This window comes from Methanofastidiosum sp., from assembly GCA_013178285.1.
GTDB lineage: Archaea > Methanobacteriota_B > Thermococci > Methanofastidiosales > Methanofastidiosaceae > Methanofastidiosum.
The window spans coordinates 22,723-45,104 of record JABLXD010000015.1 but is presented as its reverse complement, the minus strand read 5'-3'; the positions used below and the strand labels follow the sequence as shown (position 1 = coordinate 45,104).

Here is a 22,382-nt window from a genome sequence, read left to right as displayed (position 1 = left end):
CAACTATAGAAAAAAGAGTAAAATTTACAAAAGGGAGCAACTTCATAATTTGGGAGTTAGGGTCAAAAATGCCACGCCTTTTTTAAAAATCAATGGGGGCGAATACTTTAGAATTGACAGGTGGATCGAATGCAAAAGTCACTAAGTGTATCAGAATATCTTTCAATGAATAAGAATGTTTCTCCAATTCTTATAGAAAAATCAACAAAAGTATCGTGGTACGAATTGAATATTTCGGCTGATCCAGATATAGTAAAAATCAGAAGAAAAGTTGGAGAGGTAAGATCAGAAATACATAGAATGAGGGGTTTTGTCAGATTCAATTCAATTAACGATAAGATACTTTTTGGTTACATTAAACCTGAACATGAAATAGGTGGATTAATTGCAGATATTTTCGCTAAAAGATTCCAAAAAAATATTATTATCCTGGGTAATGATCATAAAGTCTGGGTATCGTACTACTCTGAAAAATCATACAAAAAATATGAAAACTCAAAAAGTCTAAAGGAAACCTTAGAAGAAATAAAGACTTTAATCGGATCAAATCAAGAATTAGACATATCAAGAATATGGCAAGTTTACTATGATTCACAATATATCCAAGAAAGAGAAAACCACAAACTATTCTATAAAAACATGCCGAAAAAATATCTGAAATCGGCAGGGAACAACATAGAATTAAGATTAAACACTAAAACTTTGGACGAATATTTATCTGATTAAAAAATTAGATAAAATTAAGAATTTAAAATATTAAGAATATCTTTAGTGACTTCACTTATATTTTTCTTGCCGTCGACATTTTTTATTTTTTTCTTATAGTATTCTATAAGTGGAGCAGTTTGTTTTCTATATACTTCAAGCCTGTTCCTTACGACTTCTTCTTTATCATCGTCTCTTTGATGGAGCTTTAAATCACAAGAATCACAAGTCATTTCTTTCTTAGGTTTCTTAAACATTAGATTATAGACTTCTCCGCAATTTGAACATGATAATCTTTTGGATATTCTATTGATTATGTCTTCATCCGGTACATCGATGTTTATGATATGATCTAAAGATATGTCCATTTTTTCCAACAAGTCATCCAAAGCTTCGGCCTGAGCAATCGTCCTAGGAAAGCCATCAAGTAAAAATCCCCTTTTACAATCATCTTCTAAAAATCTGTCTTTCATCATGCTGATAATAATATTGTCAGGAACAAGGCGACCAGAATCCATATATTCCTTTGCAGCCCTTCCTATCTCCGTCCCTCTTTTAACATTGTTTCTAAGTATATCCCCTGTAGAAATATGAGGTATGTTAAAATTCTTACAGATGACTTCAGCCTGAGTCCCTTTACCGCAGCCTGGCGGACCTAAAAGAATTATTCTCATTAAAACACCAATTAGAGACTTTTATAATTGTTTTTAAAGTTATTCTTTTGATAAAGGATGCGCTTTATCATAAACTTTCTTTCTTCGTTCATCTGTTATATGAGTATAGATTTGTGTAGTTGATAGATTAGAATGCCCTAGTAATTCCTTAATAACTACTATATCAGCATCACCTTCAAGCATATGTGTTGCAAATGAATGTCTTAATACATGAGGTGTTACCTTTTTTTCTATCCCCGAGTCTATAGAGTACTTCTTTATTAACCACTGAATTGTTCTTGCCGAAATTCTGTCTCCATGTGTACTTAAGAATAGAGCTTCGTTTGAATCATTTCTCTCTAAAATATATTGTTCCAACATTTCTCTTGTTTTAGAGTCAACAAATACAATCCTATCCTTAGATCCTTTACCAGAAACAACATGGATTGATTCTGTCTTAATGTCGTTTTTATTAAGTTTGACTAGCTCTGAAACTCTTAAACCAGTAGAATATAATAATCTGATAAGGCATTTATCACGTAATTTATTAGGTTTTTCAAGTAAAATTTTTATCTCTTCTTTAGTCAAAAACTTGGGAAGCGGCTTAGACAATTTTGGAAGCATTACTTTGTCTGCAATGTCGATATTTTGGTATCTAAAAAAAGAACGTAAAGCATTGAGGTGTCTATGTATAGTTCTATTGGTGGCATTTTTATCATTCTTGAGGTATATCATATATCTTTTGATATCTTGTTCTGTTATGTCTTTAGGATCCTTATTAGTATAATCGAAAAAATTGGAAAGTGTATAGCCATAATTTCTGATAGTGTTTTTAGATTGGCCTCGAAGTTCCAGTTCCATCAAGTAATCTTCAAGCATGAATAAAAATAAGAACGATATATATATAAATTTTGCGCATAATTAATTAAAAGCTTATAAATTCATTGTCATACCACATCTCATGCTAATACCTTATCTTGCCCTAATGGGAAGAATTATTCTCTTAGGGTGGGAAAGAATTCTTGTAAAAAAACTAGGGCAAAAATCAGATAGTATTAGTGGAACATTTTTATTTTTTGGAATAGGGACAATATTCTTAATTCCCACACTTTTTTTTGTAGATATCGTTCTGAATACTTCAATCCTGTTGTTTGTTACGTTGAGTAGTTTTGTGTATTCAATTGCATTTATGCTATATGTAAAATCACTATCCGAGGGAGAGGCTTCTTTAGTGAGCCCTTTGTACAATTTCAATGTCTTCTTTCTATTGATATTAGCCGTAACTTTTTTAGAAGAAAAATTAACTCTGTTCAAGATACTTGGGCTAATGTTCTTATTTTATGGAGTTTCTTTCCTTAACAGAAAAAGTAATATATTAGAATCATTCAAAGCAATTTTTTTAGATAAATCTTGTCAATATATGATAGGAGCTTCGCTATTAATAGCAATTGGAAGAACTATTGACGGTAATGCAATTAGATTTGCAAGCCCATTGCTTTATGCTTTTTATCTGAATGTAGGCATATCACTCTTCTTATTATTATATATCTTAACTAAGAGTAATATATCAACGACAATTAAATTATTTAATGAAAAAAGAAAAGTTGCAACTTTGAGCGGGGGATTGAATGCATACTCTTATTTATTCTTATTAATAGCATTCACTGGGATAGAAGTAAGTATTGCTGAGCCTGCTTCAATGACCGCTATGATTATTACAGTAGTTTTAGCAGGGAGAATACTAAAAGAGAATATAAAAGAAAGACTTTTAGGAGTGGCAATAATGCTTATTGGGCTTTGGATGCTATTCATATAGTTTCATGAAAAATATTTAGATCAACAAAGTCGCTCCTTGATTTTTATTATCATATTAAATTGATGATTTTACTAATTTATAATCAAAAAGTACTCGATTCCACGTCATGCCAAATCCGGCTTAAATAAAGATAATTTTATAAGCAATTTTTATTTGTAAATTTCAGATTAGCTATGCATCTTTTATTTATAATAGGCATTGGTGGATTTATAGGTGCAGTATTAAGATACCTAGTAAGTGGATGGGTACAAAATGGAATATCTTATTTTCCATTAGGAACTCTGAGTGTAAATGTTATAGGAAGTTTCTTCCTTAGTGTCATATTATACCTCACTGAAAATAAAGGATTATTTAGCGAAGAAACAAGAATTTTCTTAACGATTGGAATATTGGGTGCATTCACAACTATGTCTACTTTCAGTTATGAATCTTTTAGATTATTGGAAAGTAAGGAAACTTTATATCTTTCAATTAATATAATTGCTACAGTCTTATTAACTTTATTTGCAGTTCTATTGGGAAAAATATTTGTGCTTTCATTATGGAGGTCATAGATGAAAAAAGAATCAGAAGCAATCCTTTTAAGAATCTTCATAGGAGAATCAGATAGATATGAAGGTAAACCTTTGTATAAATATCTTGTAGAAATGTTTAGGAAAGAGGGCTTATCTGGAACTACAGTATTAAGAGGTATAGAAGGATATGGAAAAACTAGCAAAATGCAAACTATGTCTATATTGAGATTATCTACAGATTTACCAATAATAATAGAATTAGTAGACCTTCCTGAAAGAATTGAAAAGATAAAACCCAAGTTAGATAATATAATCAAACAAGGATTGATTACCCAAGAAAAGGTAAAAATCATAATGTATGAAGGCACTACAACAGAAAAAAACAAATAATTCAATAAGATTTAAAACTTAGTTTTTTAATCTTCTTTATATAGAGATTGCATTGTTCCAATTATACCTTTGGAGGCTAATCAGTGGTAAGGAAAAAAAAAGTTCCAGTATCATTTTGGGAAGAACAACTTGAAAAAGAGAAAAAAGAAAATAAAGATCCTGAAAAAGTAAAGTTTATCAGGAATGTACTTATTTCAGAATATACCGCCCTTTATGAAAAGTTTTTATCCAAAGGAAATTATAAAAAAACAAACGAGATTAATGATAAAATTCACGAACTAAAGAAACAATTAGATGATAGTTCAAAAGAAGAAGTAGTTTGGTTATTCGAAAAAAAAGCTCTTGATTACTTACAAAATTCTTCATTTGATGAAGCGATTTCATATTTTAAAATAGCCTTAGAAAAATCTTTAAGTATACCCACCATAAAGCCCGAAGAAATTAAGAATATTAAAGAAAGTTTAAAAAAGGCTTATTTCGAAAAAGGTTCTTTTAATTTAAAACAAGAAAGATTTGATGAAGCTATAACTTCATTTAAGAAAATCTTAGATTTCTGTGTAGAAAATAGTGGAAAAAAATCTGATGAAACTAAAGAAGCATTAAACAATCTGGTAATATGTTACAATCAAAAGGGAGAATATTATGCAAAAAGAGATAGATTTGAAGATGCAATCAATACAATAGACAAAGCTATAGAAATTACTAATGACATGGGTATTGAAACAGAAACAGCGAAATCTGCTAAAAAGAATATAGCAAAAATACAATCTTTATTTGCTTTTAATCAGATTAACAAGGGATTATACGATTCTGCCATATCAAACCTTAAGAAAATCTTAGATATGGCATTACAAATATATGGAAATGATTCTGGAGAATATATAGAAGCTAGAAATAATTTGATTAAAGGCTACAACTCAAAAGGAAAAAATCTTCTTGAAAAAAGTAGGTATGATGATGCTATTTCTGCATTTGAGAAATCTGTTGAATTAGGAAAAGATGAAAAAAATTATTCTAAACATTTTAATGATTCTATTGACGGGATAATAAAAGCATACTTTCAAAAATCAGGGGCCTATGAAGAATATGGAAAGTATGAAGAAGCCATTCTTAATTTAGAAAAAGCATTAAAGATAGCGACAAAATATCAAGTCAACAAAATAAGAATTAATTATGTAACGGATAAATTATTCTTAATATTAAAAAATGAATATGAGTCTGCATCGAAAAATTATAATTCTCAAAAGATGAAAGAAATACTTGATATTGCTTTGAATCTTATTAGAAGTGGATATAACTCTATAAATTTTGATGAAAATACTATAAGGCTATATTTTGAAAGAATAAGAAATCAAAAAACAGAGGAAGGTCAAAAAAGAACTTACGAAAGATATCAAGAACGTGAAAAAGAGGATAAAAAAGAAAGAGAACAAAAGAAAAAAAGTGTTGTTGATGAAATATCAATTAAAGAACTACTTATTAAATTTGAACTTGAAGATAATGGCGATATTACAAAAGAACTAATTAAAGAGCAGTATAGGTACTGGGTTGACCTTTTACACCCCGATAAGAATATTAATAAAAGTGATGCGACTATAAAAAAAGCGGAAGAAAAATTAAAAGAGATAAATATAATATACAAAAAGCTTATTGAACATTATCCTTGAATTGATAAATCCAATTATTATTAGCAATAATTAATCAATATGGCCTTTTGTAATTATTAAATAACTTTAGCTATTTCTTCAGCAGCTCTTTTCATGTCTAAGAAAACTAATCCCAATTTTGCATCTTTTCTTGCTAATGTAGTTAAGACAGCTTCTTCTCCCGCACCCATTAAAAGAATGTAACCATTCTGCCCCTTAACAAAGACTTCTTCAAGACTTCCCTTCATAAGTTCTTTAGAAGTTCTTTCACCTAATGAAAGCATAGCTGCAGACATAGCAGCTACTCTGTCCTCTTCAACGTCTTTTGGTAAAGCGCTAGCTATTACCAATCCATCTGTCGAAACTATGGCAGAAGCTTCGATATCAGGAGATGTTCCACCAAGATCTTTCAACATTTCAGTTAATTTTTCTATTCTACTGGCCATTAGATCACCACATTAATCTTTAAATTTCTCAAACGAAACTAAACAAGGAGTTTCTTTATTAAATTCGAATTTATACATGTACTTAAGAGATTCTCCTTCTTTATTATATTCCATTGCCCCTAGCAACGTTATAGCTCTTAGGCATGCAATTTCTTTTCCTTCTTCTATTAACCTTGAACAGTGAGATTTGTAAGGGCAATTAATTGCTTTAAAAGTAAAATTATTGTCATCACCATCCATTTCAAAATCAGCACTATTAAAAAATTCTGCTTTGACAAGTGCATCTACAAACATTTTTGCCGTATTGTAGGGGCTTAGTCCTTTCTGGAAGTCCATACCAAGATCATTCCATGATTCTATAAAAGGTCTAATCGCAATAGTTCCCCATCTCCTGTAAAAAAGCTTTGGTTTATCGAAGAAAATATTCGCAGTGTTTTCAACCCCATAAAGCCAAGCGTTCATGATTGTGCTTGTATATTTCAATTTCACATTTATGTCCATTTAATCCACCTTTGAGAATTTCGCAATTAAATTCATTCTCTAATTAAAACTTTCGATATTTAAAGTTTTTCCTTAAATTAAATTTAAAAAATAATATTAATTTATATTAAAATAATAATGTTTTGGGATTATTGCATCCTAACATAATGATGCCTATTTATTTAAGAAAGCCAAATTTACAGGAATCAATGCATTTTTTGCATCTTATACATTCTGACTGGTCTACAATTCCCTTTTCAATTGCATCTGTTTCACAAACACGATCACATAGAGTGCAGTTTTTACATCCATTATTAGTCTTTATTTTGTATATTGAAAATCTTGATAAAATTGCCAAAACTGCACCGTATGGGCATATATACCTACAAAATGGTCTTGAGATAATTATTGATGCCAAAGATACAATAGCAACAGAAATTATTCCATATAATGTAAAATTGAATCCAAATAAATAAGAAAATGGATCAATTTTTTGGAAAAAAGGATACCTAGTAGAGATAGCAACTATTACAATTAAAGCAGCAAATATGTATTTGATATATTTTAGAAATTTATCTAATCTTTGTGGCATTCTAAATTTTATTAGTCTACTACCAATTCCAGACATAAGTTGTTGCCACGCCCCTATGGGACAAGCATATCCACAAAATATTCTTCCGAATAAAATGGAGAATCCAATGGGTAAAAAGAAGAGCATCAACCAGTAAAGATAATTTCCTTTTATGGCGCCTATGGCATATAAAGAAAGTTGTTGTAAAGATCCTACTACGCAGAGGCACCCACCACGAATAAATCCAAGATAGATTAAGGATACTGCTAATGCAAAATATCGAATCTCTTTTCTTTTGAATTTGAAAAAATAGAGTGAACCTAATATCATTAAACCTAATGTAACTAAAAGATCTTCTTTCATTATTTTTTCTAAACTATTCCCCGATTCAGATTCTTCAGAAGAATGATTTGAATTAATTATTGTTTCATTACCATATAAATTCTTACTAGATTCTATAAATAATAACTCGGCCTTTTCTTTTACCATACTATTGGTAATTCCATATGATCTCAAGTTTTCAACTCTCGTTTTAGGTGAAACATTTATTCTTAGACTTTCCATCAAATCTTTTGTATCAATCGAATAAGCTTTAGCAACTTCTTCGAGAGTCATTGTTTTAACTGTGCTACCCTTAATCTCAGGAAGGCTTATCTCCACGGGAATTACTTTAGATTGATTTTGGGTTATGCTTGGTGAAGGCTCAGATCTATCACAAATCCTATTATTATTAGTATCAATGTATTTTCCACAATCACCTGGATAAACACAACTGGAATTTGTTTCTCCAAAAGGACAATCATCCCACGAATAAACATGATTTATATTTATTATACTCATTAATAACAAAGTAAATAAAAAAACTGACGTTTTATTCATGTACTCACTGAAACAGGATTTAGTGTTCATTATAAAAAGATATTCCAGATTTATTCCCAAATTACGCCATATTTGAAACAATAGAAAAGAAATGGTTATAAACAAATAAAAAATATGATTATCCTAGATAAATGTTTTATTAAATAACAATTTATAAAAATAACGAATTATAATTTACATAAATAGTTAAATAATGATTAAAATGAATAAATGATAGGAAATATATGAAAGAAAAGATACTAATTTCATTATCAGTAATAGCTATTTTAATAGGCATTACCTATATCTCTATGTTACCCCCTAGAAATGCAGATACCCTAGATTTTGAAACAGTTCTAAAAGCAGAATATTCAGGAATAGCTGAAAGAAAAACATTTGTTATAAATACAAAAGAAGATTGGGAAATTTTTTCAAAAGACCTAAAAAATGGTGCTCAGAACATTAAAGTTGAAAATATTGCTTTTGATGAAGATAAATATACCTTCATTGCCGTAACAATGGGAGAAAATCAAACGACAGGCTATGATATTGAAATAAAGGAAGTATATGAATTTGAAGACTATATTGGACTTTATGTTTCAAGAGAAATACCTTGTGCAGGATGTCCTTTAGAATCTAAAATAACTAGGCCATTCCATGTTATCAAAATATTAAAAACTAATAAACAAATACGCCGTTAATTTTTTAAATGGGATTTAATTACTTAAAACCAATACTAGTGTTTTTATTTAGATAACCTGTAATTTAGACATAGATTATTTAATTAAAAATAAAAGGTGAGAATATGGCAAATATAAAACAACCTATGGGAATTCAGCCTGAAGGATCCCAAAGATATACGGGAAAAGATGCCCTTAGAATGAATATTATGGCCGGCAGAATAGTTGCCGAAATAATAAAAACTACTTTAGGTCCAAGAGGAATGGACAAAATGCTCGTAGAGTATTCTGGAGATGTAATGATTACTAATGATGGTGCAACTATTCTAAACAAAATAGACATATCACACCCGGCTGCTAAAATGATTGTCGAAGTAGCAAGAACTCAAGATCAAGAAGTAGGAGATGGAACTACAACTGCCGTTGTATTGGCAGGAGAACTACTTAAAAAAGCAGAATCCTTACTTGATCAAGACCTTCATGTATCTACAATAATAAGCGGTTATAATATAGCTACAGAAAAAGCTCTAAACATGTTAAATGAAATAGGAGATAAAATTTCATTAGATGATGAGAAAGTACTTCTTCAAATTGCAAAAACATCTATGACTGGAAAAGCTGCAGAAAAATCTGTAGATAAATTAGCAAAAATAGCAGTCGATGCAGTAAAAATAGTGACAAGCACAGTGGATGGCTTAAGTTCTGCTTCTAAAAAAGATATAAAAATAACTGTAAAGGAAGGAGGAGGTCTAGAGGATTCTAAAATTATAAAGGGGCTCCTTGTAGATGAAAACAGAGCTTATGATTCAATGCCTGAAAAAATTAAAAATGCTAAAATAGCGATACTTACAAGCCCAATAGAAGTCAAAAAAACTGGAATAGATGCAAAAATAAGAATAACATCACCTGAAAATGTACAAGCATTTCTTGATCAAGAAGAATTTATGTTAAAAAGAATGGTCGACAGAATCGTTAATGCCGGTGCGAATGTATTAATTTGCCAAAAAGGTATAGACGAATCTGCGCTAAGTTTCCTTTCAAACGCAGGAGTTTATGCCCTTAAGAGTGTAAGTGAAAAAGAGATAAAGAAGATATCAAAAGCTACTGGGGCAAGAATAGTCAATATGGCATTAGATCTTGAACCAAATGATTTAGGAAAAGCTGAATTAGTACAAGAAAGAAAAGTTAGCGACGAATACATGACTTTTATTGAAGGCTGTACCGATCCAAAAGCTGCCAGTATACTCATAAGAGGCGGAACAAAACAATTTGTTGAAACAGTTGAAAGGGCCTTGGACGATGCTATCGGTGTATTACTTGCAGTTGTAAAAGAAGGCATTATTTGCACTGGAGCTGGAGCATCTGAAATGGAGATTGCAAAAAAATTATCTACTTTTTCAAATTCTTTAAAGGGTAGAGAACAACTTGCAGTGAAAGCTTTTGCAGAAGCTTTAGAAGGAATCCCAAAAACTATTGCAGAAAACTCTGGACTTGACATGATTGATATTTTAGTAAATTTAAGAGCTAGCCATAACAAAGAAAATGGAAAGTCAATGGGAATAAATGTCAAAAATGGAAAGATAGAAGATATGTCAAAAGCAGGAGTCGTTGAACCCTTAAAAATAAAAGAACAGGCCATAAAGAGTGCTGCTGAAGCAACTGTAATGATACTTAGGATAGACGATGTGCTAGCGGGAAGAGAACTTGCAAAATCTGAAGCTAATAAAGGGATGGCACGATCGGCACAAGATATTGCATAAATTATTTTAAAATTTTTATTCTTCTATTCTAATCCCAAATTTTAAATATAGTATAGCATAATTCAAATTGTGATAATAGCAGTTTCTGATTTACATATTGGATTAAAGGAATTTGAGAAAGAAACTTTTGAATTATTTCTTGAATACTTAAAAAGTGAATTCTCAAGAAATAAAAGAAGAAACAATCATTTTATTTTATTAGGAGACATAATAGAATTTTCAATGAGGGATCCTGTAAAAGCGATAATTGAAAATGAAGATATAATCTCCAAAATAAAACAAATAGAAGAAGTGGCAAATATTTACTATTTATTCGGGAATCATGATATAATAGTTGAAGAACTGGCCAATAAGAATTCGATGTTTCCTTTCAATATATTAAAAAATATTACTCTCAAAGAAGGTAGTTCAAAGTACTTTTTTACCCATGGGTATGAGCTTGATGTATTGACTAGCCTAAATAAAGACATTACTCTATATGAGGAATTCTTTAAAAAATCATGTTACGAGGGGGAACTTAAAGGCTCAATTAAAGATTTCTTATGGAAAATAGGAAAATTATTTAGAGATTTTGAACAGCTACCACTTCCTTTAGTGGAAGATTTACAAGATAAACTTTCAAAAAGTCCTTCTTTGAGGCTTACCGTAGGAAAAATTGAAAGATTTTCAGTATCTACTTTTTTGAATATATTTATTCCAATTGAAAATTCAGCCAATTTAGTTTTTGGCCATACGCATAGACCATTTATTACAAATGGGAATGAGGTAATAAATATTGGAAGTTGGAGAAAAGATGAATTAATCCACAATACGTTCTTAAAAATAGATGAAGATAAAGTTGGATTATACATGTTTAATAGAGAAAAGATTGAACGGCTAAAAACTGTAAATAAAGAAGATTTGTAGTTCTAATAATTAATTAATCTTTTTGCAATCTTTAAACAATCCAAATATTCTTGTCTTTTTAATTTTCTATTAATCTCTGGATAATCAATTGCTTTGTAACAAGGTCTGTATTGTTCCATGAGATTAAAATATGATTTTTTAGATATCTCATTTGAAATGAATTCAATAACTTTTTCAGAATTAGAAGAATTGTTTGGCATTACAAGGTGTCTTATGATTAATCCACTCCTTGCAATTCTATCATTATCTAGTTTCAAATCCCCTACTTGTTTGTGCATTTCTTTTATAGCCTCCTTTGCTCGATTAAAATAATCTTTGACTCCAATATACTTTAATGCCGATTTATTATCTCCAAATTTAAAATCGGGCATATAGATGTCTATTATACCCTCTAATATTTTAATGGAATCTAAACTCTCATACCCACCACAATTATACACTAAGGGTATTTTTAATCCGTCTTTTATTGCCAAATATACCGATTGTAATATTTGAGGCATGAAATGAGTTGGAGTTACAAGATTGATATTGTGACATCCTTTATTTTGAAGATAGAGCATTATTTTTGAAAGTTGTTCATTAGTAACTTCATATCCTTGGCCCAAATGACTTATATCATAATTTTGGCAAAATATACATTTTAAATTGCAATTAGTAAAAAAAATAGTTCCTGATCCATATTTTCCTACAAGCTCTTTCTCTTCGCCATAATGAGGGCCATAGCTTGAGATTCTTAAATTAATCCCAGAATTACAAACTCCTAACTCACCTTCACATCTATTTACATTACATTTTCTAGGACATAAGTTACATTTTGATAATATCCCGATAGATTTATTTAATTTAAATTCAAAATCTTCTTTACTCATAGATAAGTAAACAGGTTTAAAAAAATCTTTCATTTACTCACGAAAAAATAAAAATTAATTTTATTTAGGTATTAAAACTCTGTCAATCATGTGACATATTCCATTAGAACATAGTATATCGGGTTTAATAACGACTGAACTTTCAAGCATTACAGTTTCTATTTCATCAGACCCTGAAGTTGATTTGGCAGAAGATATTTTAAGCTCTTTACCTTGCAATGTTTTTAGTTTCGTCATTTGACTTTGCATTCCAGATCTCTTTCTAAGTTCTGAAAGGTCATATTTCCCAGATACTACATGATACTTCAAAATATCTGATAATTTTGCTTTGTCTTTTAACAATCCCTCGACCGTACCAGGGGGTAGTGCAGCGAATGCACTATCTTGAGGAGCAAAAACGGTAAAGGGTCCGGAACCACTTAATGCATCTACTAAACCTGCAGCTTTTACTGCTTCAACTAACGTTTTAAAATTTCCTGCTGCAATGGCAGTTTCAACTATATTTTTCATTTTTATCCCCTACTAAAAATGACATATAATTACTTAAGTTTTACTATTATTTAATAAAAATATAATGAAAATATGATTATACTAAATAATAAAATTAAATAGAATGGCGTAATTAATCGGCAAAGAAAATACTATTAATTTTTGGAAAATATTAGATAAAGTAAAATTTAATCGGTAAAACTTATATATTAGTTAACAAACAATTAGACAATGTCTTGATAAACTAAGCTAAACTTGGTTTAAGGGACTTAATAATTAAGGAGGTTAAAAAATGGAAAGAGAAACATGGGGTAGTAAGACAGGTTTCTGGTTAGCTGCTGCTGGTTCAGCAATTGGCTTAGGAAATATCTGGCGTTTCCCATATCTTACCGGTGCAAACGGTGGAGCTGCATTCGTATTGATATATCTACTAATAGTTTTCACTATTGGTGTTTCTGTAATGCTCGCCGAATTTGTAATCGGTCGATCTACAAAACTTAATCCCGTTGGGGCATTCCAAAAGCTCAAAGGAGGGGCATGGCCCATTGTAGGGTGGCTAGGTGTTGCATCTGGATTTATAATATTGTCATTTTACTCTGTAATTGGAGGGTGGACAATAAAGTATGTAATAAGTTCATTTACAGGATTAATCAATCCTTCTACAGATGCTACTAGTTACTTCTTAGGGTTTATAGGCAATGGTCCACAAACTGTGTTGTTCCATGCTATATTCATGGCTATTACAATTTATGTTGTCTATAGAGGGGTTGGTAAAGGAATAGAAGATTGGTGCAAAATACTGATGCCCGCACTTTTCTTAATATTATTATTGCTCATTGTAAGGGCTGTAACCTTACCAGGAGCAGGGGCAGGGATCAGCTTCTATCTATATCCTGATTTCTCAAAGATAACTAGTAAAACTTTACTAGCCGCGTTAGGACAGGCATTTTTCTCACTTTCTCTTGGAATGGGAGCTATGATAACCTATGGAAGCTACTTAGGTTCAAAAAAGGCATCTTTACCACAGTCAGCAGCTACAGTCACATTACTGGATACATTAGTAGCTATCTTAGCAGGCTTTGTTATATTCCCAGCAGTTTTTGCATTTGGAGTCGAACCCGGAGCAGGGCCAGGGCTTACTTTTATAACATTGCCTAAAGTCTTTGCACTAATGCCAGCAGGTACAGTATGGTCAGGATTATTCTTCGTACTTCTATTGGTGGCAGCGATTACTTCTGCTATTTCATTGTTAGAAGTAGTGGTAGCATACATGATTGATAATGTTAAATGGGCAAGACATAAAGCAGCTCTAGTAATAGGTGGGGCAATCTTTTTGTTGGGTATACCATCAGCTTTGTCTCAAGGGGCGGTGCCAATAAACATTGCAGGCCTGCCATTCTTAGATGCTATGAGTCTTCTATCAGATATAATGCTTCCACTAGGCGGTATGCTAATTGCACTATTTGTCGGATGGTTAATAGTGGATGTTGCAAAGAAAGAAACAACTTCAGAAGGAGCATTCAAACTTGAGCCAGTTTGGATCTGGATCCTTAGAGTTGTAGCTCCTATTGTAATATTCATTATATTAGTTAATGCCGTCAGGGCATTAATTAGCTCAATAGGCCTATAATAAAAAAATTTAATTTTTTTATTTTTTATATTTAAACTTCTGGTGATTGAATGGAAGACTGTTTGTATATGAAAGATTCATATCTAAAAGAATTTGATGCCAATGTCGTATCTGCTAAAGGCAAATATATAATATTAGATAAAACATCATTCTATCCAAATAGTGGCGGAGTTGAGTGGGATACTGGTAAAATTATTAATAAAAAAGATGGGAAAGAATACAATGTCATATATGTGGGTAAATTCGAAGGAAGTATAAGTCACGAAATTGATAAAGAGGGTCTAAAGGAAGGCGATGAAGTTAATTGTGTTATAAATTGGGATAGGAGATACAAGTTAATGAGATATCACACTGCCGCCCACCTAATATCAGGAGTATTTAATAGAAATTACAATTTGTTAATAACTGGAAATCAATTGACCCCTGAAAAAGGTAGAATAGATCTCAATATGGATAAATTTGATGTCGATTTTATCAAAAAAATAATTGAAGAAGCCAATGAGATTATTGAGAGAGATCTTCCGGTAGATATTTACTACAAAGACCTCGAAGAGGCCAAAAAAGATCCATCGCTATTCAAACTTGCCATGGATTTTCCCCATGAGTTAAAAGAATTAAGAATTGTAGATATCAAAGGATTCGATGCTCAGGCAGATGGTGGATGCCACATCAAAAGTTTAAAAGAAATAGGTAAGATTACTTTTCTTGAGGCTGTAAATAAGGGAAAGAATAATAGAAGGATATACTTTACTTTAGATGATAAATAGATTAATAAGTAAAATACAGCACAGGAATTCATGAAGAAGGAATATTGGAACATAATCATTTCTGCAATATTCTGTGGTCTAATAATCCCTGGGGGACAGTTTTTTTCAAATTTAGGATTTTCTTTATATGAAATATCTGCTTACTCCTTATTATTTCTTTTCTTAATAACGTTGCCTATTCTGGCCATTAAAAAAACAATGCCCCTATCCAAGAACACCCTTGTTTTTTTTATAGTATATGGCTTTATTGGTGCATTATTGCAATTGACTCAATTTGGGGGTGTCGTATTTGGAACTCCTGTGGCAATAGTTGCTCTTCTTCTCTATACTCAACCAATTTGGACTACATTATTTGGCAGTGTTTTCCTTAATGAAGAGATATCTAGAAAAAAATTATTGCCTGTATCTATTGCATTTCTTGGAGTAATCTTCCTTCTGTCTCCTTGGAATATTAGTAATATCGGCAGTTCAAAAGGAATAGTTTCCTCTTTGATTGCAGGCATATTCTTATCTTTGTGGGTTGTTTTTGCTAGGAAAACTAGCATCAATAAAGTCTATTACATAAATACATTATCGGCTTATTCACTTATATCATTTCTTTGGCTGATAATTTTATGGCCAGCGGCTAAATTAATTTATCAAAATGGTTCATTGACAAGATTATCGTATCAATTTCCAATTGAATATTGGGCGTTCTTTGTTTTATTCTCTCTTGTTGGTGCATTCTTGCCCAATTATTTCTTCTATAAAGGAATTACAAACGTAGAAGCGTCAAAAGCAGGAGTTATTCTGATTTTAGAACCAGTTGTGGCTTCAATTTTGGGAATTGTTTTATTCAGCCAATATCTCAGTTCAAGTATTTTTTTAGGCGGAGGGTTGATTCTTGTATCAAACTATTTGGCAATAAAAGAGTAAACTAATTTTACAATATATTTATAAAAAATCATTATTAATTTAAAACATGAAAAAAATAAATGATTCAAAGGAAATTGAATCTGATTTAACTTGTGAATTAATAGAAAAGTCATATAATCTTGGGGTGGATACTTTTGGGGTTGCAGATCTTGATTTACTAAGAGAATATGAAACTTATCCAAAAGATCTTCTTGATAATTACTCACGAGGCATTAGCATAGGGTTAAAGGTACCGGATGAAATCCTTGAGAAACTTCCTGGAAGTAGACCAATTTATGCTAAACATTATATCATGATAAATGATAGATTAGATTTTATAGCTTATGAAATTACAAAATTTTTAGAATCAAAAAAATATAAAGCTTTTCCAATACTTGCGTCCAAACCTCTTAAAGATAAAATTTGGCGAAGTTTTATATCTCACCGGGCAATTGCAAGGGCAGCAGGGATTGGATGGATTGGTAAATCTTTAAATTTAATAACTGAAGATTATGGCCCGCGTATTCGTTTTGCTTCAATACTTACTGATGCACCTTTAAAGACAGGAACGCCTCTTGAAAATAAATGTGGGGAATGCCAAAAATGTATTGATGAGTGTATTGTTGGTGCATTAAAAAATGCTAATTTCAAAGATTATCCAGAAGATAGAGAAACTTCTCTTGACATTACTAAGTGCGTTTCAAAACTCCAGGAATTTTCAGAAGATCCAGATATAGGGGTAATGGTCTGTGGAATATGCTTAAAAGTTTGCCCTTGGGGAAAAATTAATAAATAGTTAAATTAAATAAAATAAATATATAATGATATTAGTCTTTTGAACAAATATTGAATTTAAGGATAATTTCAACTATTTTGATAAAAATGAGGAAGACGGATGGATGACAAAGAAAAATCAAAAGAACAGCTACTAGAAGAAATATCTCAACTCAGAGAAAATTATCAGTGCTATAAGTTCCTCTTTGATAATGCTCCACTTAGTTATATTTCTATAGATAAGAATGGGAAAATACTTAAATTAAATAAAACTTGCCTTGATTATTTAAAATATTCAGAAGAGGATATCATAGGGGATTTTTTTATAAATTATATCCCGCCAGAATACCGTGAAGATTTTAATTATTTTTTTGAAGATTTTCTAGAAAAGGGTATTGCAAAAGACGTAGAATTTGAAATCATAAAGAAAGATAAAACTAGGGCATTGTTTTCTATTAACGGTAAAATAGTATATGATAGTAAAGGTCATTACGTTAAAGGCCATTTTATTTTAAATGATATTAAAGAAAAAAGAGCAGTCTTAGAAGCTATTACTGCCAGTAGAAAAAGATTATATTCATTGTTGGAAGAATTGCCAGCATATGTTTGTGTTTTTGGTTCAGACCTTTCAATAAAATTTGTTAATCGTTATTTAAGGGATAATTTTGATTTGGCCGATGGAAGAAGTTGTTACAAAATATTCCATGGATTTGAAGATAGAAACAGAGAACCTTGTTTATCATGCCCGGTACTAGAAGTATTTTCAACTAAAAAAATAAATATTAATGAAAGAACTCAAGTAAACGGTAAAATCTATCAAATCTATGATTTCCCTTTCAAAGATTACGATGGAACAATGCTTACTGTCGAGATGGGTATTGATATAACAGATAGAAAAAAAATTCAAGAAGAACTTCAAACAAGAGAAAATACTTTGAATGGGATATTTGCAGCGGCTCCAGTAGGTATTGGACTTTTAAATGGGAGAAGGATACAGTGGTGCAATCCAAGAATGTGTGAAATGACAGGATATTCTCATGAAGAACTTTTAAAAAATGATACAAAAATATTTTACGATGATGAAAAAGAATATGGTCGAATAGGGAGAGAATTTGACCTTAGCAATCAAGAAAATAAAATTTTAGACATAGAAACTAGATGGAAAAGAAAAGATGGAACTATCTTTGATTGCCACCTAAGGGGCAGCCCGTTAAACGTTTCAAATCCCGAAAGGGGCAACATTATAACAATTATGGATATTACAGATAAGAAAAAGGCATATACACAACTTCAAGAAAATATACAATATATTGCTTTTTTAATTGATAATATTAGAAATCCTCTTTCTATTATAAGTGGCTATGCTGAATTAAAAATAGAAGATGAAAAAATGAATAGAAAAATATTAAATCAAGTAGATAAAATCGAAAGTTTGATAGAAGGATTGGACAAGGGATGGATAGATACAGAGGATACAAAAGAGTTTTTGAATAGTTTCATGTGAAATAAAAAATTAGGGATTTAATGATTTGGAGATTTATAGAATTAAAAAAGTTAGATCCTCTTATGGCCATGGCTTTTGAAGAAGTTGCTCTTGAATATGTGCAACGGACAAACATACCCCTAATTAGATTTTGGAGATGGGATAAAAAGGCTGTTTCTATAGGACGTTTTCAAGTTCTTGAAGATGAAATTGATGTTGACAAGTGCATAGAAAATAAAATCATTATGCTACGTAGAATATCTGGAGGGGGGGCAGTATTTAATTCCCCTGGAGAGATTGTATACAGTGTCATTACGCCTTATGGAATAATGCCAAAAGATATTAAAAAATCTTACGAGGTTATTTTTACTTGGATTATGGAGGGATTAAAATCAATAGGAATAAATTCTTCTATAGATCCTCCGAGCAATATTCAAGTAAATGGAAAAAAAATATCGGGTAATAGTAAACTGAATAAAGTTAGTCTTAGCATTCAACATGGAACTATTTTATATAAAATTGATCAAAACGAAATGTTCTCATATTTAACTGTTAATAATAGTGGTTCGTCTGGAGGTATAAAATCTATTTATAATCCAGTTACATGCATAAAAGAACATGCAAACATATCATACTGTGATGCATATAATGAACTAAAAAACTCTTTTCTTAAAAATAAGCAATTTGAAGCTAATTATTGGACCATAAACGAAATAAAAAAGGCTAGAGACTTAGTTGAAAAAAAATATATAAAAAAAGAGTGGATTTTTAATCAATAATGATCATCCAAGGATTTTCAAGAAATTCTGTCAGTGTGTTAATAAATCTTGCTACTTCGGCACCGTCTAAAACCCTGTGATCAAAAGAAACTGTCAGGCCCATTATCCTTCTTGGAACTATTTTATTATCAATGACTCTAGGCAATTCTTTTATTTTTCCTATACCCAAAATTGCGGCTTCTGGAGGATTAATAATAGGCATACCATACATACCTCCTATTGATCCATAGTTTGTTATTGAAAAAGTACTTCCTTTTAATTCAGCAAGGTCTATTGTTCCATTTCTTGCTTTTTCAGATAAGTCAACTAGCTCTTTTTGAATTTGTAATAAGTTTTTGTCTTCGCATTTCTTTATAACCAATACCTTAAGACCGTCATTTGTATCAACTGCAACACCTAAATTATAGTACTTCTTTACTATAATGTCTTTATTTTCAAGGTCCAATTCTGAATTTATAAGGGGGTGTTTTTCTAAAGAATGAACTACTGCTTTCATTATAAATGGCAAGAATGTAAGTTTTATTCCATCTTCTTGTTTTTTTTCATTCATACTTTTTCTAAGATTCCAGAGCTCAGTTACATCTGCTTCATCAATAGCAACTGCATGAGGGGCCGTATATAGTGACTCAGATAATCTATTAGCTATTACTTCTCTTACGCCTCCAAAGGGAATATGCTCTATATGGCCATAGAAATCGTAATTAAGTTTGACTTTAATTTTTGGTTCTGATTTAACAGAATTAAGCACGTCTTGTTCTGTAATTCTACCATGCGGTCCTGTTGGAGCTACTAAGGATAAATCGACGCCCCTATCTGAAGCAAGTTTTCTAATCCAAGGTGGGGCCTGGATTTTCTTTTCATTAATTGTTTGGATTAATTCTTCTTTTTTTGTTTCTTTAACTTCTTTTTCCTTGATTTGAGCTTTCTTTTCTATTGTGGGTATTTTTTCCCCTTCATCACCGATTACTACCATTGTTTCTCCAACGTTAACTTTGCTTCCTTCTGGCATCACTAATTTAAGAATTTTGCCAGCGACCGGAGAGGGGATTTCAACTATTGCTTTATCAGTTTCAACGTTTCCCAAAACTTGATCCTCGTTTACATAATCTCCTTCTTTTACAAGCCATTTTTTTATGGTTCCTTCTTTTATACCCTCCCCAACATCAGGGAACTTAAACTCTGTTACCATTTTAAAACCTGCCTAGAAGCTTTTATTATTCTATCAACGTCTGGCATTGCCCAGTGCTCCATTTTATAGTAAGGGAAGGGAATATCAAAGCCAGTGACTCTAAAAGCTGGAGCTTTTAAATTAAGCATTTCGTTATCGTTTAATCTTGCAATTATCTCTGATGCAAATCCTAAAGTTCTAGGGGCTTCTTGAATCACAACTGCCCTCCCAGTTTTTTCAACAGAGCTGTGAACAGTTGCATAGTCATAAGGTGAAATAGATCTTATATCAATAACTTCAGCCCTTATCCCTTTTTCAAACATTAAGTCTCTAGCCTTGAGAATCTTTGGAATCATAGATCCCCATCCAACTAATGTCAGATCTTCCCCTTCAACTACTACTTTGGCTTTACCTATTTCTTCAACGTAGTCTTCTTCTGGAACTTCTTCTTTAATTCCCCTATAGAGCCTTTTTGGTTCTAGGAATACTACTGGGTCTGGATCTCTAATTGATGCAATCAAAAGACCTTTTGCATCATAAGGATTTGAGGGTATTGCCACTTTAAGTCCTGGTATGTGCGCAAGGATAGATTCAAAACTTTCGGCGTGATGCTCCAAAGCCCTGACACCCCCTCCGTATGGTGCTCTTAAAACAAGGGGTACAGAATATCGCCCCCAAGTTCTATTTCGGATTCTAGAAGCATGGGAAGAAAGTTGGTCTAGACAAGGCCATAAAAATCCCATAAATTGTATTTCTGCAATAGGCTTAAATCCATATAATGCTAGACCTATTGCAAATCCAACGATGCCAGATTCTGCAAGAGGGCTGTCTATAACTCTTTCTTCGCCAAATTTTTGAATTAGGCCATCAGTGACTCTGAAAACTCCCCCATCTTTACCGACATCCTCTCCTAAAATCAATACGCTTTCATCTTTTTCCATTTCGGCTTTCAATGCACTGTTAATTGCTTCTACCATGTTCATCTGAGTTATGGGAATCCCCCCTCTATCTTTTCTGAATCTTCTTCTATCTCCTTGGTAGAAATCATCTTCTTAAGATACTCCAGTTGCTCTTTTAAAACGGGATTAATATCTGAGTACATATAGATAAACATATCTTCTGGATTAGGAGGATCTATATTTTCTGCTTTTTCTATAGCTTTTTTTATCATTTCTTCTGCTTTTGTTTCTAATTCCTTTTGCCAGTCTTCAGACCAAATCCCTTTGTTTTTTAGATAATTTTTAAATCTAATTAAGGGGTCTCTTGACTCCCATTCCTTTAATTCCTCGTCACTTCGGTACCTAGTTGGATCATCTGCAGTAGTGTGCATCCTCAATCGGTATGTAAATGCCTCAATTAAAGTAGGACCTTCTCCTTTTTTTGCTTTTTCAAGAGCTTCTTTTGTTGCAACATGCATTGCTAAAACATCATTTCCATCAACAAGAATACCTGAAATCCCATATGCGATAGCTTTTTGTGCTATTGTTTTTGATGCTGTTTGTTTTTTTCTTGGAACGCTGATGGCCCATTGATTATTTTGGCAAATGAATATATTTGGTGTATTAAATACGCCTGCAAAATTTAGGCCTTCACTAAAATCTCCTTTAGAAGTAGCTCCGTCACCAAAATAACAAACTGCTGCGTTTTTTTTATTTCTCAATTTCATCCCATATGCCGCGCCTACCGCTTGAGGAATTTGAGTACTTACTGGAACATACATAGGTAAATTATTTATATTTTTAGGAATAATATTCCCTCTTACATCCCCCATAAAATATAGATACATATTTTCTAAAGGTATTCCGCGTAATAAATAAGTTCCAAGTTCTCTAAAAGCGGGGAATACCCAATCTTCTTTATCTAGCGCTAAACCGCTCCCAACTTGTGCCGCCTCTTGACCTGTTGTTGGTGGAAAAGTCCCCATTCTTCCTTGACGTTGAAGCTTCAAAGCCTTATCATCGGCCATTCGGGCATATACCATCCACCAATACATTTCTTTTAACAATTCTTTATCTAAATCTGGATCTTCACTTACTAGACCCCCCTTAATGTCAAGTATTTGGAACATTTCTCCTTTGATTGGGTTATATTTTTCTAATATAA

Annotated in this window: 24 protein-coding genes; 14 read left to right on the top strand and 10 right to left on the bottom strand. The window is 31.6% G+C overall.

The window, feature by feature from the left end; translation table 11 throughout:
* Positions 1–129: 129 nt before the first annotated feature.
* A complete protein-coding gene (locus tag HPY60_06305; GenBank protein NPV50794.1) occupies positions 130–726 on the top strand; it encodes a DUF4130 domain-containing protein in 597 nt (198 codons plus the stop codon).
* A 14-nt stretch (positions 727–740) separates the two neighbouring features.
* Here the strand turns inward: HPY60_06305 and HPY60_06300 are convergent, their stop codons facing one another.
* Both HPY60_06300 and HPY60_06295 read right to left on the bottom strand, forming a co-directional pair.
* Entirely contained in the window at positions 741–1,379 is a 639-nt protein-coding gene (locus tag HPY60_06300; protein ID NPV50793.1) for an adenylate kinase, read from the bottom strand.
* A gap of 39 nt (positions 1,380–1,418) precedes the next feature.
* Positions 1,419–2,237 carry a tyrosine recombinase XerC gene (locus HPY60_06295; protein ID NPV50792.1) on the bottom strand — a complete coding sequence of 273 codons (819 nt, stop codon included), beginning with the start codon at positions 2,235–2,237 and terminating at the stop codon, positions 1,419–1,421.
* A gap of 82 nt (positions 2,238–2,319) precedes the next feature.
* Here HPY60_06295 and HPY60_06290 point away from each other — a divergent pair, with 82 nt between their 5' ends.
* The 4 genes from HPY60_06290 to HPY60_06275 all read left to right on the top strand — a co-directional run bounded on the left by HPY60_06290 (position 2,320) and on the right by HPY60_06275 (position 5,746).
* Positions 2,320–3,174: a DMT family transporter gene (locus HPY60_06290; protein NPV50791.1), complete on the top strand. Its 855-nt coding sequence runs from the start codon at positions 2,320–2,322 to the stop codon at positions 3,172–3,174.
* A gap of 173 nt (positions 3,175–3,347) precedes the next feature.
* Positions 3,348–3,728: a fluoride efflux transporter CrcB gene (gene crcB / locus HPY60_06285; protein ID NPV50790.1), complete on the top strand. Its 381-nt coding sequence runs from the start codon at positions 3,348–3,350 to the stop codon at positions 3,726–3,728.
* Positions 3,729–4,079, top strand: a complete 351-nt coding sequence (locus HPY60_06280; protein NPV50789.1) for a DUF190 domain-containing protein — start codon at positions 3,729–3,731, stop codon at positions 4,077–4,079. It begins immediately after the preceding gene.
* Between the two features lie 83 nt (positions 4,080–4,162).
* Positions 4,163–5,746, top strand: a complete 1,584-nt coding sequence (locus HPY60_06275; protein NPV50788.1) for a hypothetical protein — start codon at positions 4,163–4,165, stop codon at positions 5,744–5,746.
* Positions 5,747–5,802: 56 nt separating this feature from the next.
* On the opposite strand, the gene HPY60_06270 is transcribed toward HPY60_06275, so the two are convergent.
* The 3 genes from HPY60_06270 to HPY60_06260 form a co-directional block, all read right to left on the bottom strand.
* Positions 5,803–6,171 carry a hypothetical protein gene (locus tag HPY60_06270; protein NPV50787.1) on the bottom strand — a complete coding sequence of 123 codons (369 nt, stop codon included), beginning with the start codon at positions 6,169–6,171 and terminating at the stop codon, positions 5,803–5,805.
* Between the two features lie 12 nt (positions 6,172–6,183).
* Entirely contained in the window at positions 6,184–6,672 is a 489-nt protein-coding gene (locus HPY60_06265) for a hypothetical protein (GenBank protein NPV50786.1), read from the bottom strand.
* Positions 6,673–6,829: 157 nt separating this feature from the next.
* Positions 6,830–8,101 (bottom strand): 4Fe-4S binding protein, encoded by a 1,272-nt coding sequence (locus HPY60_06260; GenBank protein ID NPV50785.1) that lies wholly within the window; start codon positions 8,099–8,101, stop codon positions 6,830–6,832.
* 224 nt (positions 8,102–8,325) lie between these two features.
* Between HPY60_06260 and HPY60_06255 the strand changes: the two genes are divergently transcribed.
* The 3 genes from HPY60_06255 (at position 8,326) to HPY60_06245 (ending at position 11,426) form a co-directional block, all read left to right on the top strand.
* Entirely contained in the window at positions 8,326–8,781 is a 456-nt protein-coding gene (locus HPY60_06255; GenBank protein NPV50784.1) for a protease complex subunit PrcB family protein, read from the top strand.
* 104 nt (positions 8,782–8,885) lie between these two features.
* The gene (locus tag HPY60_06250; protein ID NPV50783.1) at positions 8,886–10,520 is read left to right on the top strand and encodes a thermosome subunit; all 1,635 of its coding nucleotides are present in this window, start codon (positions 8,886–8,888) and stop codon (positions 10,518–10,520) included.
* A 69-nt stretch (positions 10,521–10,589) separates the two neighbouring features.
* Complete coding sequence (locus HPY60_06245; GenBank protein NPV50782.1) at positions 10,590–11,426, top strand: hypothetical protein; 837 nt, start codon at positions 10,590–10,592, stop codon at positions 11,424–11,426.
* Positions 11,427–11,428: 2 nt separating this feature from the next.
* Here the strand turns inward: HPY60_06245 and HPY60_06240 are convergent, their stop codons facing one another.
* Together HPY60_06240 and HPY60_06235 are read right to left on the bottom strand one after the other, a co-directional pair.
* A complete protein-coding gene (locus HPY60_06240) occupies positions 11,429–12,328 on the bottom strand; it encodes a radical SAM protein (GenBank protein ID NPV50781.1) in 900 nt (299 codons plus the stop codon).
* A gap of 27 nt (positions 12,329–12,355) precedes the next feature.
* Entirely contained in the window at positions 12,356–12,805 is a 450-nt protein-coding gene (locus HPY60_06235) for a fasciclin domain-containing protein (GenBank protein NPV50780.1), read from the bottom strand.
* Between the two features lie 271 nt (positions 12,806–13,076).
* On the opposite strand from HPY60_06235, the gene HPY60_06230 reads away from it, so the two are divergent.
* The 6 genes from HPY60_06230 to HPY60_06205 all read left to right on the top strand — a co-directional run bounded on the left by HPY60_06230 (position 13,077) and on the right by HPY60_06205 (position 19,111).
* The gene (locus HPY60_06230; GenBank protein ID NPV50779.1) at positions 13,077–14,414 is read left to right on the top strand and encodes a sodium-dependent transporter; all 1,338 of its coding nucleotides are present in this window, start codon (positions 13,077–13,079) and stop codon (positions 14,412–14,414) included.
* Between the two features lie 50 nt (positions 14,415–14,464).
* Positions 14,465–15,181, top strand: a complete 717-nt coding sequence (locus HPY60_06225) for an alanyl-tRNA editing protein (protein NPV50778.1) — start codon at positions 14,465–14,467, stop codon at positions 15,179–15,181.
* A 30-nt stretch (positions 15,182–15,211) separates the two neighbouring features.
* Complete coding sequence (locus HPY60_06220) at positions 15,212–16,096, top strand: EamA family transporter (protein ID NPV50777.1); 885 nt, start codon at positions 15,212–15,214, stop codon at positions 16,094–16,096.
* A 46-nt stretch (positions 16,097–16,142) separates the two neighbouring features.
* A complete protein-coding gene (locus HPY60_06215) occupies positions 16,143–16,871 on the top strand; it encodes an epoxyqueuosine reductase (GenBank protein NPV50776.1) in 729 nt (242 codons plus the stop codon).
* 99 nt (positions 16,872–16,970) lie between these two features.
* Positions 16,971–18,353, top strand: coding sequence for a PAS domain S-box protein (locus HPY60_06210; GenBank protein ID NPV50775.1), 1,383 nt, complete (start codon positions 16,971–16,973; stop codon positions 18,351–18,353).
* Positions 18,354–18,373: 20 nt separating this feature from the next.
* A complete protein-coding gene (locus HPY60_06205; GenBank protein NPV50774.1) occupies positions 18,374–19,111 on the top strand; it encodes a lipoate--protein ligase family protein in 738 nt (245 codons plus the stop codon).
* On the opposite strand, the gene HPY60_06200 is transcribed toward HPY60_06205, so the two are convergent.
* Genes HPY60_06200 through pdhA form a run of 3 tightly spaced genes read right to left on the bottom strand, consistent with a single transcriptional unit; the run spans position 19,101 to position 22,347 of the window.
* Positions 19,101–20,300: a 2-oxo acid dehydrogenase subunit E2 gene (locus HPY60_06200; protein NPV50773.1), complete on the bottom strand. Its 1,200-nt coding sequence runs from the start codon at positions 20,298–20,300 to the stop codon at positions 19,101–19,103. The two genes, HPY60_06205 and HPY60_06200, sit on opposite strands and share 11 nt — an antisense overlap.
* On the bottom strand, positions 20,294–21,271 hold the full coding sequence (locus HPY60_06195; GenBank protein ID NPV50772.1) for an alpha-ketoacid dehydrogenase subunit beta: 978 nt from the start codon (positions 21,269–21,271) through the stop codon (positions 20,294–20,296). Before HPY60_06195 ends, HPY60_06200 begins: the two co-directional genes overlap by 7 nt.
* Complete coding sequence (gene pdhA, locus HPY60_06190; GenBank protein NPV50771.1) at positions 21,268–22,347, bottom strand: pyruvate dehydrogenase (acetyl-transferring) E1 component subunit alpha; 1,080 nt, start codon at positions 22,345–22,347, stop codon at positions 21,268–21,270. Before pdhA ends, HPY60_06195 begins: the two co-directional genes overlap by 4 nt.
* Positions 22,348–22,382 lie beyond the last annotated feature (35 nt).